Raw genomic sequence first — 13,736 nt, forward strand, 5'->3', positions numbered from 1 at the left:
GGTCATTGCCAATATAAAAAGGGCCCGCAGTCACCTGCGGGCCCTTTTTTTACATCATGTTCTGCGTTAACTGCGTACTTTGCGGTAGATAAACAGCACGACAAGCGCACCGATGACCGCGACAACGAAGCTACCGAAGTTGAACCCGTCCACACGGCCAAAGCCGAAGAAGGTACTGATCCAACCACCGACTACGGCACCGATAATACCCAGAATCACGGTAATGATGAAACCACCACCATCTTTACCTGGCATGATCCATTTCGCCAGGATACCGGCGATTAAACCAAAGATGATCCATGAAATAATACCCATCCGTTACTCCTTCCTTTTGGTTAGTCAATGGCGATCGCCTGATTAATCAAGCGGTTCACTGCGCCAAGTATAGTCGCGTTTTTTCAAAAATGTAGCGCAAGCAGTTAATGATAGTGGTTATTGTGTTAAAGCTTTATTATTGTGCGCCGATAACGAACGGGTAGTAACAGGATAATTACGTGAAAAAACGTTGCTCATCTGGAGCCAGCAAGTGAAAGAAACCGATAAAGAACAGTATCTGAAACGTGGCACGCTGGCCGTGCTTGGCGTGATGAAGGACCTGCTTCAGTTACAAACACCTTTGCTGGTGAATTTTTCGCGCGGGCAGTTTATTAGCCGTATGCTGGCTGCCGATGAAACGCGCATTGTGTTTGATCTGGGAAGCAATAACCTCGATAACGACTACGCGCTGCACTGCAATGAAATCACGGTCTTCGCCGAAACCCACGGTGCCAAAATCGAATTTGCCCTTGGGGCACTGGAAAAAACCGACTTTGAGGGGTTACCTGCTTTTCAGGCCGCCCTGCCGGACGTACTGTGGCAAATCCAGCGTCGGGAATTTTTCCGCATCAGCGCCCCTATGGAGCCGCAGTTCTGGTGCCATTGCCAGTGGCCTGACGGCACGGCCGCGCGCCTGCGCTTACAGGATCTCTCCCTGGGCGGCATTGGTGTTCTGGTGGAAGAAGCGATGCCGGAAGGGCTGAAAAGCGGGGACGATTTCAACAGCCTGCAGGTCGAACTTGGGGAATTTGGCCAGTTCAACGTCAGCGCTAAGCTTATGCACATTGGCGAACGCAGCATTATCACCAATAAAAATGAGACGAAAGTGACGCCTCGCCTGAGCTTCCGTTTTACCGCACTTGAGCCCCATCAGGAGCGGCAGCTGCAGCAGATTATTTTTGCCTTAGAGCGCCAGGCGCGCGACAAAGCACAACGCTTTCAGTAATCCGCCCTTCATCCTGCGCCGCGCACCGGCGGCGCATCCAGGCTATGCTTTGCCTTGCTTTCACGTTTAACCGGAACCAGCAAGGAGAATCTCCCCAATGGAAAACTGGCTCAGTTCGCGTCATTTTCAGTCCATTTTTTTCAATCAAACACTCTGGATCAACAGCGCTATTGTTATCGTTGCTACCCTTGTCATTTACTGGCTGCTACGCAGCCTGATTCGTTTTGCCTCTAACCGTATTGCCCACTACAGCGAAGTTCGCTACGCCCGGTTTACCGGTATTCTGGTCGAGATCTTGCGCAGCACCAGCCAGCTCTTGCTGCTGATTTTTTCCTTTCTAATCGCCCTGCGCTTTATCGATCTCCCTGACGCCTGGCGCGCGACCATCTCGCACAGCTGGTTCCTGGCCCTGATTGTGCAGATTACGCTGTGGATCGACGGCGGTATCCGTCTGTGGTTAAAGAGCCTGCTGCGCGATCCGCAGCATGTGCGCAATCCTGTCACCACGGTGATTATGGGCATTTTGCTGCGCGTGCTGGTTTGGGTCATGATGCTGCTGGCCATTTTATCGAACATGGGCATCGACATTACGGCGCTGATTGCCAGCCTGGGCGTGGGCGGTATTGCCATCGCCCTCGCCATTCAGACGGTGCTGAGTGATGTATTTGCCTCACTGGCGATTGGCTTTGATAAGCCTTTCGAACACGGTGATTTTATTGTCTTCGGCGACATCGCGGGGACCATCGAACATATCGGCCTGAAAACCACCCGCCTGCGCAGCCTGAGTGGTGAACAGATCGTCTGTTCCAACACCATTCTGCTGCAGCAAACGATTCACAACTACAAACGTATGCAGCAGCGCCGTATCGTGTTCAGGTTTGGTATCAGCTATGCCACCCCTTCTGAGCAGGTACGTGAGATAAGTGAACAGGTGAAAACCATCATTCAGGGCATCGAGATGACCCGCTTTGACCGCGCCCATTTTCTGGCGTTCGATGATTCGAAGCTGACGTTTGAAGTGGTCTATTTTGTGTTGAGTGCCGACTACAACCAGTACATGGATATTCAACAGGAGATTAACCTGCAGCTGATGGCGGCACTGGAAGAACGCAATATACGCTTTGCCTTCCCGATCCGTCAGGTCGAATTCAGCGGGGGCAGTTTGCCGCCGGTCGATCTTAAGCCGGTTCCCGATGACGACGCGGCCCAGCTACGCCGCGCGAATCGTTAAGCGCCGGGACGAACGGAGGATCGCGGCACGCTGCCCGATCCTCTTTCAGCCCTTATGCGGGCTGATAGCGACAGCGGGCAACGGCGTTCAGCCAGCCCTGATAGCTGTCCTGCATTTTCTGCGCCAGCTGCCTGCGCGGCATCACGACGTTGCCGCCCTGAAGAGCCTGCATATCACTCCCCTGCTGCCACCATCCCAGCTGTTTACCTGCCAGTAGTGCCGCCCCCAGCGCGGAGGCTTCAGCGGTAGGCGCGCAATGCAGCGGGCGCTGCAGGACGTCCGCCTGAAACTGCATCAGCCAGCGATTTTGTGTCGCACTGCCGTCAACGCACAGCGCAGGCAATGTGTCGCCGCTTGCCTGTTCCATGGCGAAAAAGACGTCAGCAATTTGCCAGGTAATCGACTCCAGCGCGACCCGCGCCAGCACCGCCGGGGTGGCCGCATCGGTCAGGCCGCACAGCATGCCGCGGGCTTTTAAATCCCACCAGGGCGCGCCCAGTCCGGACAGGGCCGGGACAAAATAGCAGCCCTGATTGTCATCACAGCTTTCGGCCATTGCCGTCAGCTGCCGGGGATCGGTGACGCCGAGCATTTTTCCCAGCCAGGCCGCACCTGAACCGGTGTGGGTAATATTGCCTTCAAACGCAAAGCGCGGTTGACCGTCGTGCCACGCCACGGTGGTGCTGAGGCCATTGTCGGTCAGGATCGGCGTTGCCATCGACATCATCAGCGAGGAGCCTGTGCCATAGGTAGCCTTGACCACTTCCGCCTCGTCACGGCGCTGGGCATAAAGCGCCGCATGGGAATCGCCAATGCGTGCCAGGATCGGGGTGCCAGGTGCCAGACCGGCAATATCGGTTAAGGCAACCACGCCCGCACAACCCGCTGAGGCGGTAATCTGCGGCAGCGCGGCGCGCGGCAGACTGAACAGGGACAGCAGTTCATCATCCCAGTCGTTGGTGTGCAGACTGTAAAGCTGCGTGCGTGCCGCATTGGCATGGTCGGTGACGAAGCACTCTCCCGCCGACAGTTGCCAGGTCAGCCAGCTGTCCACTGTGCCAATACATAACTCCCCCGCCGCCGCTCTGGCAAAGCCGTCAGGCAGTGACGCCAGCATGCCGGTCAGCTTGGCGGCAGGAAACATAGGATCGACCGCCAGTCCGGTTAGCGCCGTAATCTTCCCGGCCTGTCCAGACAGATGAAGATCGCGGCAAAACGATTCCGAACGGCGGTCCTGCCAGCTCACCAGCGGTGTGAGCGGCATGCCGTCCCGGCGCTGCCATATCAAAACCGATTCACGCTGATTGCTGATCGCAACCGCCGCGACCGGTGCGTCGGCGCACTGGGCAAGACAGTCGGCTATCGCCTGCCTGACGGCCAGCCAGATGGCCATGGGGGCCTGCTCGGCCAGACCGGGTTGCGGATGCTGCAGCGTCAGGCCCTGACTGGCCCGCGCCACCACTTTTCCCTGACGATTTACGGCGACCGCTTTGGCGTTGGTGGTGCCTTCATCAATAGCCAGAATCACGGACTCGTGCATCGTCAGCCTCCTGTGCAAAGGCGCAGCGCCTGGGCCGCCACGCTGCTGGCGTCAATGCCATGACAGGCCCGGGTGGAGGCGCGATCGCCGGCGATGGCGTACTCGCCATCCGCAATGCCCAGACGCAACAGCTTAACCGGCAAGCCGTTCTCGGCCAGGACCTCCGCCACCAAGCTGCCTACGCCACCATTGATGTTGTGCTCTTCAACCGTGATGACGCTACGGTAGTGACTCAGCAGATTATGCAATTGCTGAGTGTTACAGGGACGAAGAGAAGGCACGGCGATTACCGCGGCGGAAACCCCCTGCTTTTCCAGCTGCTCTGCGGCGGTAACGGCCTCATGTACCGTTGAGCCCATGGCAACAAGCGCAATGTCATGGCCTTCGCGCAGCAGATCGATCGCCCCAGGTGTAAAGCGGTATTCGTCGTCATGCAACTGCGGCAACGCCTTGCCATCCAGCCGAATATAAACCGGTCCCACATGATCAAGGGCATAGTCGATGATTTGGCGGCACTCAAGGGGACAGGAAGGCGCGTAGATTTCAATATTGCCAAATCCACGCAGGATGGCGATGTCGTCAATGCTGTGGTGCGTGCTGGCGAGCGGGCCGTAGCTGGCTCCTGCATTCAGCCCAAACAGCTTAACGTTAGTATTGTTATAACAGACGTCGATTTTCACCTGCTCGTTAGCACGGGAGATCAGAAAGGGTGCGGCGTTACAGGTTACAGCCACTTTTCCGCCCAGCGCCAGCCCGGCAGCCGTGCCCACCAGCGCCTGCTCGGCGATGCCCACGTTAATTAACCGGCCGGGAAACGCCTTAATAAACGGCGCGATTTTAGCGGTTGAGGTGGAGTCAGCCACCACCGGAACCACATCGATACCGCGATCAACCGCCGCCATCAATGCTTCTACCATGACCTCTGCCAGATGTTGTGCCTTACTCATCTTTTAACTCCTCCAGTGCCCGGTCGATTTCTTCACCCTTGGGCACCCGGTGGTGCCATTCCGCTTTGCCCTGGATAAAGGAGATACCAAATCCTTTTTCCGTGTGGGCGATAATTACCCGCGGTTTGCCGCTTACCGGCGGCTGTTCGAGTGCGCTGACCACCGATGCCATGTCATTGCCCTGGCATTCACTCACCGCCAGACCAAAGGCACGCCATTTCTCCGCCAGCGGATCGGTGTTCATAATGTCACGCGTCGATCCCGCCAGCTGGAGTTTGTTTTTGTCGTTAATCACAATCAGGTTATCCAGCCCGTAATGGGCTGCCACCAGCGCCGCTTCCCAGTTACTGCCTTCTGCCAGCTCGCCGTCGCCGGTCACGACAAAAATACGCCGCCGACTGTTGCTCTTCTTCGCCGCCAGCGCAATGCCCACCGCCACGGGCAATCCGTGCCCCAGCGCGCCCGTGTTCAGTTCGACGCCCGGCGTCTTTTGCCGCACCGGATGCCCCGGTAAAGCGGAGTGTGCATGTTGATAGGTCGCCAGCCACTCCAGCGGGAAATACCCGGCTTCCGCCAGCACACAGTAATATCCCCCCACGGCATGACCTTTTGACTGGATATAGATATCACGCTCGTCATCTGCCGTCCGGTCGGGCGCACAGTTGAGGATGCGGAAATAGAGCGCAGTCAGGATTTCAACCTGCGACAGGTCCGCGCCGGTGTGCCCTCCCGCCGGGCTGCCCGCGTTAAGCTGAATAATGCGGCGGCGCACTGACCGCGCTCGTTTTTCAAGCTCATTTACCGAAAGCATAAAAGGATTCATAGCTCACCTATTGAATTTTAAGTCCACACTGAATATATATTCAGGCTGGGTGTTATTGCCCCGCGCTGACAGGCAATGCGTGAAAGTCTCACACTTACATGTGCTGCCAGACCAAAGTCCTTTCCCTTTATGAATATATATTCAATAATGATTTTATATTCAAAACCACTATGCGCCTTGCGGGTGACGCCGTCCAGACAGGAAGTGATAAAAAGCGAAAATGATCACAAATTGCCGTGGATTGTGATTTTTACGTGGGTGGTTAACAATGGCAGGCAGAACACGAGAGGAAAAAAACCAATGGCGAAGCAGGATGAACAGCGGCTCATGGTAAAAATTGCCACACTTTACTATGTCGAAGGCAGGAAGCAGTCCGATATTGCACAGCTACTCAAGCTGTCTCAGTCGTTCGTATCGCGCATTCTGAACCGCAGTGTGAAAGAAGGCGTGGTAAAAATCAGCGTGGTGCCGCCTGCGAATGTCTTTCCGGAACTGGAAAAAGCGCTTGAGCAACGCTATCAGCTGCCGCAGGCCATTGTGGTGGATGTGCCAGAACAGGCGTCCGCTGGCGAGATCAAACAGGCGATTGGATCGGCGGCGGCGCACTATCTGGAAACCCGACTGCGCGCGGACGAACTTATTGGCATCTCCTCCTGGAGCGGTACCATTCGTGCAATGGTGGATGCCCTGCATCCTCTCAATAACGCCTGTAAAGGTGTGATTCAGCTGCTGGGCGGCGTGGGGGCCAACGGAAACGTCCAGGCTACGATACTGACGCAAAATCTTGCCGCGCTGTTGAATTGCCCCGCCTGGCTGCTGCCCTCTCAGTCCATTGAACACTCGGTCACGGATCGCCAGCGGCTGGCCGCCAATCCCGACGTCGCCGAAGTGCTGAATAAGTTTAATGAGGTGGACTTAGCCATTGTCGGCATTGGCGATCTTGAACCTTCTGCGCTGCTGCGCAATTCGGGTAACTACTACGACGCAACCATGTTACGCACCCTGGCCGGACGCGGCGCGGTGGGGGATATTTGCCTGCACTATTTTGATGAACAGGGTCAACCCGTGCTGAACGCCGATGAAGATCCGGTCATTGGCATGGAACTGGAACAGGTGCGACAGTGCGCGCAGGTGGTGGCGCTGGCAGGCGGCAAAGAGAAAGCACAGGCGATTCGCGGGGCGCTGCGGGGTGGCTATGTGAATGTGCTGATTGTGGATTATCCCACGGCAAGGCTGCTGACCACTTAACTGTTCTCTCCTCACCTGCCAAAAAGGAAGGTGAGGAGAAAACATGGGGATCAGCTGTTAGCGCGATAAGCCGTGGTGACTTTCCACAGGTAACGTGGCGCCTGGGCTGCAGGATGTTTGTTTTGTACGTGCTGATAGAACTCGTCCGGCGTCATGGCATTTATCATGGCAATGGCCCGATCGCGATTGCTGGAGAAGGTGCGCAGTAACGCGCCAGCACCGTTTGCATAGGAAACAATGGTGGCGTAACGCAGCGTGAGGGGATCGCGGATGCCCGAAAGCGCAGACTGCTGCAGAATTTTGATGTACGCGGTACCAATATCAATATTTCTGGCCGGATCGCGCAGCTCTGCGTTGCTCGGCTGACCGTGGCGCCCCTGGGTGCGATACACTTCCCGGCCCGCGGTTGAGGCTTTGATCTGCATTAATCCCACCGCATTAGAACGGCTGACCACGCCAGGGTTCCCACCGGACTCCACATTGATAATGGCGCTGATCAGTTTTTCATCCACGCCATACTGGCTGGCGGCCGTTTCGGTAAAGAGTGACCAGGTTCCGCTGATGCGTGAAGGCGGTGCCTGGGTTAACGGCGTATTCTTCTCTTTAACGTAAGTATGCGGCGGTTCACTGGCACAGCCCGTCAGCAGCAAGGCTGAAATGACAAAGTAGCGAATTTTTAGCAATTTTTTATCTCGTCGCAGAAGTGGCGGAAGCTATCATACCGAGCCGGCTGAATTGCAAAATTACCGTTTATCCTAATTACAGCAGTCTGATGACTTATTTACGGTTTTTCGTCATTATCGTGAAGTCTGTCACTGACTAATTTCAGGAATTTACTATGACGTCACGTTCCATCCGTCTTATTGCCCCTTCAGGTTATTGCCATAATCAACCTGCGGCCCTGCTCGGGGTTGAACGCCTGCGTGCGGAAGGACATCGCGTGGACAATGACGCCGTCATCGCGCGGCGCTTCCAGCGCTTTGCTGGCACCGACGAAGCGCGCTCAGGCGATATTAATGAACTGGCTGACTTAGCAACCCTTCCCGATATTGTGCTGGCGGTGCGCGGCGGTTATGGCGCAACACGGCTGCTGCCGTCGCTGGATTATGCCGGCCTGAAGCGTCGTTTAGCGCACCAGCCGCTGGCCATCTGTGGGCACAGCGACTTCACCGTGTTGCAGTTAGCGCTGCTACAACATGCCGGTTTGATTTGCTTCAGTGGACCAATGCTGGCGGGCAATTTTGGCGCTGAGGTTTTATCCGAATTTACCCTGCAGTACTTTTGGCATGCGCTGACATCACCTACAGTCAAGGTGGCCTGGCAAAGTGAAACACCCGATAACGGCCACTGGCAGGGGACGCTGTGGGGCGGCAACCTGGCGATGCTCTGCTCGCTAATCGGGACGCCATGGCTGCCGCAGATTGAGAACGGTATTCTGGTTATCGAAGATGTTAACGAGCATCCGTTCCGTATTGAACGTATGCTGCTGCAGTTGCACCAATGCGGCGTGCTGGCCAGACAGCAGGCAATTGTCACCGGCAGTTTCACCAGTACCGCTCTGTCGGAGTACGACAACGGATTTGATTTCCCTACGGTCTGGCAGCACATTCGCGAGGTCAGCGGCCTGCCGGTTATCAGCGACCTGGACTTCGGTCACGCTCCGGATACCGTCACCTTACCTCTGGGTGCAACGGCCACGCTGCAGGTGAATCAGGGTAAGGTTGTATTACAGGCGAGCGGACATCCCGTATTGCGCACATAGCTGAAGTTGCAGGAGATCGACATTGAAGCCGCTGTACGACGATTTGTGGATCTCAACGCCGGAGTTTCCGGCCGAAGGTACCGAAGACATTATGATGCATGGTTTTTTGCTGCGTCATCCGCGCGGCAATTTACTGATTGGACGGGTAGAAAACCCGCTGGATCATGAAGTGCTGGCGGATGATAACGGCGTAATCCGGCATTACCTGACCCACTGGCATGAATCCGCGCCCGGCGCGGCGCGTATCCAGCAGCGCTTTAACAGCGCGCTCTACTGCCACAGCCGCTCATTGGGGCAGATCAGCCGCTTTGTCGAACCTGACGATACCTTCACGCAGCAGGAAACGCATTTTGGTGATTTTCACCTGTTGCCGACGCCCGGCCACACGCCCGGCAGCTGCAGCTATCTTTACGCTTCCCCTAACGGCCTGAACTACTTGTTTGTCGGTGATACACTCACACGTCAGCATGACCGCTGGATAACCGTGCTGGTGCCCGAGAGCAATCCTGCCGAACTGGCCGCTTCGCTGGAGCTCTACCGGACTCTGCGCCCTGACGTGGTGCTGATGAGCACCACGCGCGGCCATCTTTCATGGCAAAAAGTGACCCTGTCCGGCTGGCTGGCCGCTATCGACGAGGCAGAGCTGCACCCGCTGGATCTGCGCCAGCAGGCGGTGCTGTAGTTACAGGATTTTGGTCAGATAATGGCGCTGGTGATGGTGAATATAGTCGCCAAGCGTTAACCGGACGTGATAGCCCAACTTCTCGTAGAAGGGCCGTGCCTGAAAGCTGGCCGTATCGACCTGGGCAAAACGGCATCCTCGCTGGCGCGCCTCTTTTTCTGCCGCCAGCACCAACTGACTTCCCGTGCCCTGCCCCCGGAGCCTGTCGCTGACCCAAAGCAAATCGATGCGTAACCAGTTACCTGTCGTCGTACCGGTTAACCCTGCCAGCTTCTCCCCCTGAGAATCACAGATAAACAACCCCAGCGGTTTAATCAGGTCCACGTCAAAAAATTTGCTGTTATGCGCATTCAGGCCCAGCCGGAGTTCATCCTGATCTTTACTGGTCACCTTATCAGTGAGGGTAATCTGCATTGGCATTCCTTATCGCGGCAAATCAGGAGTCGTTACGTTGTCTGTCGTCGTAGCGCTCAAGGCTCAGGACGTCCACGTCACGCTTCGCGCTGCGGCTGCAGGGCACCAGCGCGTCGCTGTCATGGTAGACAAAGAAGGTGTCGAGATTGCTTTTGTTGACGATCAGCTGATCGCCGTTGCGGAAGCGGGTAATGGCCACTTTGTCACCGCCCTCAATCTGCGTGTTCAGTTGCCCCGCCGCAATCTGGAAGTGCTGTTTGGGCCAGGAGAGCGTACTCAGGCCATATTCAGCGCGTGAAATGGTCATGGTAGGCCGACCGGGACAATGGATCTGGAATTCGCTTTCGCTCCACGCTGACGCGCTGTAACAGGCCAACAGGCACAGGGCAAGACGGACTGCTTTCATCTGATTTCCTCCGCTGAATACGTCATTTCCCATTGTCAGGGGAGTTTATCACAATAAAAGCCAGGCAGAGCAGGACGGGACAGGTTGCCGCAGGAATTCAGGCGTGCCGGAGAGACAGCCGCTCACCTGCCCTGCGCACCACCAGAAAACCGAACGGGCGGGATGGCATCGGGTAAACCACGGCTCAATTAGTCTGCAGCCACTTCCGCTGCGACCAACATTAACGCCAGGTCGGCGTGTTCGCTGTCGAAGCTGCTCATCACATCGCGAATTTCAGCGGCACAGGCAATGACCTGCTGCCTTTTTTCTGCATCCAGCGCTTCGATGGCGTGGCGAATAATCATTAGGCTGGCTTCTTCTTCTTTCATCATTTATCCCTGAATTTGCTTAAGCGATGCGCAAAGATGGCAAGAATAACGTTTATTCCACCTCAAAGTCATCTTTTGCATTTCTGTTGCTTAACCTTTGAGCAAAGCACAAATCAGCCTGTGTCGCAGAACTGCTATGATCATGTTATTTGCGGCGCAACAGGATAGAATCGTTCACCGCTTTCATGGACTTGGGCAGGGACAGGATATGTTGCGATCGGTAGTTTTCATTTTTATGGCACTGCTTGCGGGCTGCTCATCGTCGCCGAAAGGCGTGGAATGCCCGGGCGAGGTCAGTACCCTTTACGGTCAGTCGCTGGGCCAGACCCAGGGGACGATTTTCGATCTGGTCACCTCATTTAGCGTCAGTCGGGACGGCGCAAGCGTGCAGAGCGGTCCACTGCAGTCGCAGGATCGCTTCCAGTACATTCCTTCCGCCGTCACGCGTGAGGGTTATTATGCGCAACGCCTGTCGGACAAGCAGTTCCGGCTCATCAATCCCTATCAGGATACCCTGATCACCTGGACCTGCCCGTAGAGGGGTGAATCCGGACGCAGAATGGTATAGTGTCAGGAAACGTCAAGAGACAGGTCATCCTTCACATGGAAAAGCGTCTGGATAACAACGGCTATATCGATTTTCCCTTCCCGGCGACCCGCAATGAAGACGGTACGGTCAATCCCTGCGGCATCGACTTAACGCTGGAAACAGAGCGCCTTGAAGAGGTTGCGGTGCTGCGCCACTCAGCAAACCTGCAGCGTCTGGTGGAAGAGGTGAATCTTCAGGACGGGCTGTTTATGACGCTGGCCTGCGACTGGCAACAGCAGGAAAACGCGGTGTGCGGGTTTATTGATATCGCCTTTCGTCCCGAGTTGCCTGGCCATTCACATGCTGAGACGCTGCAGCTGGAAACCGCGTTTTACACCTATCTCAAAGAGCAGGCGCAACAGCATGGGCTGGCAGCGGATGCGCTGGTCAACTATGCCCGTGCTGTACTCGACTGGGGCTGGTCGCCGCTGCAGCAACGTCAGCGCCGCTATGAAAAAATCACAATCCAGTACTACTGCCCTCAGTCGGAGGATGCGGAATGGTGCTTCGACCATATTCGCCACTTTCTGGTGAGCTGGTACCCTCAGTACATCTCCGCTCCGGGCAATGCCGTTTTGTGAAACAGCTGGTAATGATTTTTCCCTGCACACATTAGCCACTGGCGAGTTGCCGCATTTCCCCGCTTCACGCCCCTGCCTGCGCGCCTCTCAGGCCAGCGATATGACGCGGTGGCAGATATTTTCCCCTGACCTTTGCCTCCTGAACAGAAGATTAATGCGCCCTGGGGCAGCACGACGGCTAAGCTTTGCTACGCTTTAGGTGACTGTGATAACCAAGGAGATGAAGCATGTCAGGAAAAATTGAAGATGCAGTGAAAGAAGTCGCCGGTGCCGCAGAGCAACAATGGGGTGAAGTTACCGACTCCCCGCGTCACCGTGCCCGTGGTGCAGCACGCCGCTACACCAATCAGGCATCCTACGCCGCACGTGATGCCGCTGATTGCATCAAGGATCAGGTGCAGTCTAACCCGTTCGCGGGTCTGGCCGTAGCCGCTGGCGTTGGCGTGGTACTTGGCTTCCTGCTGGGCCGCAAATAAGTCTCAAAACGGGAGCGTTGGCTCCCGTTTTACCCTCATGCCAGATCGCGCAGATGATCGTCTTTGTTTAACGTCATCAGTGCCGGTATTGTTACCAACGCTGTTGCCATCATGTACCACGCCGGAATATCCAGATTGCCCGTCTGCTTGACCAGCCCTGTAATAATCAACCCCGCACAGCCCGAGAAAACGGCATTCGATAGCGAATACGCCAGTCCCAGTCCGGTGTAGCGAACCCGTGTGGGAAACATTTCGGCCAGCATCGCCGGCCCCGGCCCTGCCAGTAAGCCCACCACACCGCCTGCAATAAACACCACCAGCGCTTTGCAGGGTAACGCCACCGTTTCCGCCTGCAGCACCTTCAGCAGCGGCATCGCCAGTAACAGCAACAGTACGCTGGCCACCACCATCACCCGGCGTCGCCCTATCCTGTCACTGAGTATCCCCGCCGGAATAATGGTCAAGGCAAACCCCAGATTGGAAATCACGGCGATCGCCAGCGCCTGGTGCAGTCCGGTGTGCAGGGCGGACTGAAGGTAGGCTGGCATAATGACCAGACAAGTGTAACCCGCCGCTGACCACAGCATCACGCGCGCCACGGCCAGCAGAATGGTTTTCAACGTCTGGAGCGGTGCGGCTTTGCTCCCCTTCTGCTGCTGTTGCTGACGGACAAAGCCGGGCGTTTCGTCCATTGCCAGCCGCAGCCAGAGCGCCACCATGCCCAGCGGTAATGCCAGGATAAACGGAATGCGCCAGCCCCAGGCCAGCATGGCTTGTGGGCTGAGCGTAAACGACAACAGCGCCACCAGCCCGACGCCAGCCAGCAGGCCCAGCGCCACCGTGAGCGACTGCCACGCGCCATACAGGCCGCGCTTGCCTCGCGGCGCAAATTCCGTCATCAGGGAGACCGCACCGCCGTATTCTCCTCCGGCAAACACCCCCTGCAGGATACGCAGCCCGGTCAGGATTAACGGTGCTGCGATGCCCACTGAGGCATAGGTCGGCACCAGGCCAATGGCCGTGGTCGCCAGCGTCATGAACACCAGCACCATAATCAGCGTCGGTTTGCGGCCGATGCGATCGCCGATACGGCCAAACACCAGCGCACCCAGTGGCCGAAAGAAAAATGCAACGGCAAAGGAGGCCCAGGTGAGAATCAGCCCACTCAAGGCCGACTCGCCCTGTAACTGGAAAAAGTTCTGCGCAATCAGCGTGGCGAGAAAGCCGTAAATGGCGAACTCATACCACTCAATAAAGTTGCCAACCGAACCCGCAACCAGCGCACGTTTATGTTGCTTTACCTGGGGTGAATAGGTTTCCATTTGACTATCCTCAACTTGCAGCTTGCAAAAGCAGTACGGCGATAAGAGAGATAGTATAGAATTCCAGCAGATAAGGTTATGTATCC

The 13,736-nt window shown here is 56.3% G+C and carries 17 protein-coding genes; 8 read left to right on the plus strand and 9 right to left on the minus strand.

What is annotated here, in order from left to right:
• Nucleotides 1–66: 66 nt before the first annotated feature.
• Nucleotides 67–315, minus strand: coding sequence for a GlsB/YeaQ/YmgE family stress response membrane protein (locus PAGR_RS13210; protein ID WP_013025436.1), 249 nt, complete (start codon nt 313–315; stop codon nt 67–69).
• 211 nt (nt 316–526) lie between these two features.
• On the opposite strand from PAGR_RS13210, the gene PAGR_RS13215 reads away from it, so the two are divergent.
• Both PAGR_RS13215 and PAGR_RS13220 read left to right on the plus strand, forming a co-directional pair.
• Nucleotides 527–1,261: a flagellar brake protein gene (locus PAGR_RS13215; RefSeq protein WP_014606088.1), complete on the plus strand. Its 735-nt coding sequence runs from the start codon at nt 527–529 to the stop codon at nt 1,259–1,261.
• 97 nt (nt 1,262–1,358) lie between these two features.
• The gene (locus tag PAGR_RS13220) at nt 1,359–2,492 is read left to right on the plus strand and encodes a mechanosensitive ion channel family protein (RefSeq protein ID WP_014606089.1); all 1,134 of its coding nucleotides are present in this window, start codon (nt 1,359–1,361) and stop codon (nt 2,490–2,492) included.
• A 52-nt stretch (nt 2,493–2,544) separates the two neighbouring features.
• Here PAGR_RS13220 and PAGR_RS13225 read toward each other — a convergent pair whose 3' ends face one another.
• Genes PAGR_RS13225 through PAGR_RS13235 form a run of 3 tightly spaced genes read right to left on the minus strand, consistent with a single transcriptional unit; the run spans nt 2,545 to nt 5,802 of the window.
• Entirely contained in the window at nt 2,545–4,032 is a 1,488-nt protein-coding gene (locus PAGR_RS13225; RefSeq protein WP_014606090.1) for an FGGY family carbohydrate kinase, read from the minus strand.
• Nucleotides 4,033–4,034: 2 nt separating this feature from the next.
• Entirely contained in the window at nt 4,035–4,979 is a 945-nt protein-coding gene (locus tag PAGR_RS13230) for a transketolase family protein (RefSeq protein WP_013025432.1), read from the minus strand.
• Nucleotides 4,972–5,802 carry a transketolase gene (locus PAGR_RS13235; RefSeq protein ID WP_013025431.1) on the minus strand — a complete coding sequence of 277 codons (831 nt, stop codon included), beginning with the start codon at nt 5,800–5,802 and terminating at the stop codon, nt 4,972–4,974. The genes PAGR_RS13230 and PAGR_RS13235 overlap by 8 nt, the downstream gene beginning before the upstream one ends.
• Before the next feature lie 300 nt (nt 5,803–6,102).
• Between PAGR_RS13235 and PAGR_RS13240 the strand changes: the two genes are divergently transcribed.
• A complete protein-coding gene (locus PAGR_RS13240; protein WP_014606091.1) occupies nt 6,103–7,050 on the plus strand; it encodes a sugar-binding transcriptional regulator in 948 nt (315 codons plus the stop codon).
• A 50-nt stretch (nt 7,051–7,100) separates the two neighbouring features.
• On the opposite strand, the gene emtA is transcribed toward PAGR_RS13240, so the two are convergent.
• Nucleotides 7,101–7,733 carry a membrane-bound lytic murein transglycosylase EmtA gene (gene emtA, locus PAGR_RS13245; RefSeq protein WP_014606092.1) on the minus strand — a complete coding sequence of 211 codons (633 nt, stop codon included), beginning with the start codon at nt 7,731–7,733 and terminating at the stop codon, nt 7,101–7,103.
• 155 nt (nt 7,734–7,888) lie between these two features.
• Here emtA and ldcA point away from each other — a divergent pair, with 155 nt between their 5' ends.
• Together ldcA and PAGR_RS13255 are read left to right on the plus strand one after the other, a co-directional pair.
• Nucleotides 7,889–8,812, plus strand: coding sequence for a muramoyltetrapeptide carboxypeptidase (gene ldcA, locus PAGR_RS13250; RefSeq protein ID WP_014606093.1), 924 nt, complete (start codon nt 7,889–7,891; stop codon nt 8,810–8,812).
• Nucleotides 8,813–8,834: 22 nt separating this feature from the next.
• Entirely contained in the window at nt 8,835–9,494 is a 660-nt protein-coding gene (locus tag PAGR_RS13255) for an MBL fold metallo-hydrolase (protein ID WP_014606094.1), read from the plus strand.
• Here PAGR_RS13255 and PAGR_RS13260 read toward each other — a convergent pair whose 3' ends face one another.
• The 3 genes from PAGR_RS13260 to PAGR_RS13270 form a co-directional block, all read right to left on the minus strand.
• Nucleotides 9,495–9,908 (minus strand): GNAT family N-acetyltransferase, encoded by a 414-nt coding sequence (locus PAGR_RS13260; RefSeq protein ID WP_014606095.1) that lies wholly within the window; start codon nt 9,906–9,908, stop codon nt 9,495–9,497.
• 22 nt (nt 9,909–9,930) lie between these two features.
• Nucleotides 9,931–10,314 carry a hypothetical protein gene (locus PAGR_RS13265; RefSeq protein WP_014606096.1) on the minus strand — a complete coding sequence of 128 codons (384 nt, stop codon included), beginning with the start codon at nt 10,312–10,314 and terminating at the stop codon, nt 9,931–9,933.
• A gap of 188 nt (nt 10,315–10,502) precedes the next feature.
• The gene (locus tag PAGR_RS13270; RefSeq protein ID WP_033776303.1) at nt 10,503–10,682 is read right to left on the minus strand and encodes a hypothetical protein; all 180 of its coding nucleotides are present in this window, start codon (nt 10,680–10,682) and stop codon (nt 10,503–10,505) included.
• Between the two features lie 208 nt (nt 10,683–10,890).
• On the opposite strand from PAGR_RS13270, the gene PAGR_RS13275 reads away from it, so the two are divergent.
• The 3 genes from PAGR_RS13275 to PAGR_RS13285 all read left to right on the plus strand — a co-directional run bounded on the left by PAGR_RS13275 (nt 10,891) and on the right by PAGR_RS13285 (nt 12,328).
• Nucleotides 10,891–11,220, plus strand: a complete 330-nt coding sequence (locus PAGR_RS13275; protein ID WP_015700529.1) for a hypothetical protein — start codon at nt 10,891–10,893, stop codon at nt 11,218–11,220.
• 65 nt (nt 11,221–11,285) lie between these two features.
• Nucleotides 11,286–11,852, plus strand: a complete 567-nt coding sequence (locus PAGR_RS13280) for a hypothetical protein (protein ID WP_014606098.1) — start codon at nt 11,286–11,288, stop codon at nt 11,850–11,852.
• Nucleotides 11,853–12,079: 227 nt separating this feature from the next.
• Nucleotides 12,080–12,328, plus strand: a complete 249-nt coding sequence (locus PAGR_RS13285; RefSeq protein ID WP_013025421.1) for an ElaB/YgaM/YqjD family protein — start codon at nt 12,080–12,082, stop codon at nt 12,326–12,328.
• Nucleotides 12,329–12,363: 35 nt separating this feature from the next.
• Here PAGR_RS13285 and PAGR_RS13290 read toward each other — a convergent pair whose 3' ends face one another.
• The gene (locus tag PAGR_RS13290) at nt 12,364–13,650 is read right to left on the minus strand and encodes an MFS transporter (protein ID WP_014606099.1); all 1,287 of its coding nucleotides are present in this window, start codon (nt 13,648–13,650) and stop codon (nt 12,364–12,366) included.
• Between the last annotated feature and the right edge of the window lie 86 nt (nt 13,651–13,736).

It is taken from the genome of Pantoea ananatis PA13, from assembly GCF_000233595.1.
In the GTDB taxonomy this organism is placed as follows: Bacteria; Pseudomonadota; Gammaproteobacteria; order Enterobacterales; family Enterobacteriaceae; genus Pantoea; species Pantoea ananatis.

Excerpts from the sequence above, each read along its gene's own strand:
- PAGR_RS13265 (WP_014606096.1), bottom strand. The coding sequence starts at position 10,314 with ATGAAAGCAGTCCGTCTTGCCCTGTGCCTGTTGGCCTGTTACAGCGCG.
- PAGR_RS13285 (WP_013025421.1), top strand. The coding sequence starts at position 12,080 with ATGTCAGGAAAAATTGAAGATGCAGTGAAAGAAGTCGCCGGTGCCGCA.
- PAGR_RS13235 (WP_013025431.1), bottom strand. The coding sequence starts at position 5,802 with ATGAATCCTTTTATGCTTTCGGTAAATGAGCTTGAAAAACGAGCGCGG.
- PAGR_RS13210 (WP_013025436.1), bottom strand. The coding sequence starts at position 315 with ATGGGTATTATTTCATGGATCATCTTTGGTTTAATCGCCGGTATCCTG.
- PAGR_RS13280 (WP_014606098.1), top strand. The coding sequence starts at position 11,286 with ATGGAAAAGCGTCTGGATAACAACGGCTATATCGATTTTCCCTTCCCG.
- PAGR_RS13290 (WP_014606099.1), bottom strand. The coding sequence starts at position 13,650 with ATGGAAACCTATTCACCCCAGGTAAAGCAACATAAACGTGCGCTGGTT.
- PAGR_RS13220 (WP_014606089.1), top strand. The coding sequence starts at position 1,359 with ATGGAAAACTGGCTCAGTTCGCGTCATTTTCAGTCCATTTTTTTCAAT.
- PAGR_RS13240 (WP_014606091.1), top strand. The coding sequence starts at position 6,103 with ATGGCGAAGCAGGATGAACAGCGGCTCATGGTAAAAATTGCCACACTT.
- PAGR_RS13225 (WP_014606090.1), bottom strand. The coding sequence starts at position 4,032 with ATGCACGAGTCCGTGATTCTGGCTATTGATGAAGGCACCACCAACGCC.
- PAGR_RS13275 (WP_015700529.1), top strand. The coding sequence starts at position 10,891 with ATGTTGCGATCGGTAGTTTTCATTTTTATGGCACTGCTTGCGGGCTGC.
- PAGR_RS13230 (WP_013025432.1), bottom strand. The coding sequence starts at position 4,979 with ATGAGTAAGGCACAACATCTGGCAGAGGTCATGGTAGAAGCATTGATG.
- PAGR_RS13270 (WP_033776303.1), bottom strand. The coding sequence starts at position 10,682 with ATGAAAGAAGAAGAAGCCAGCCTAATGATTATTCGCCACGCCATCGAA.
- PAGR_RS13260 (WP_014606095.1), bottom strand. The coding sequence starts at position 9,908 with ATGCAGATTACCCTCACTGATAAGGTGACCAGTAAAGATCAGGATGAA.
- ldcA (WP_014606093.1), top strand. The coding sequence starts at position 7,889 with ATGACGTCACGTTCCATCCGTCTTATTGCCCCTTCAGGTTATTGCCAT.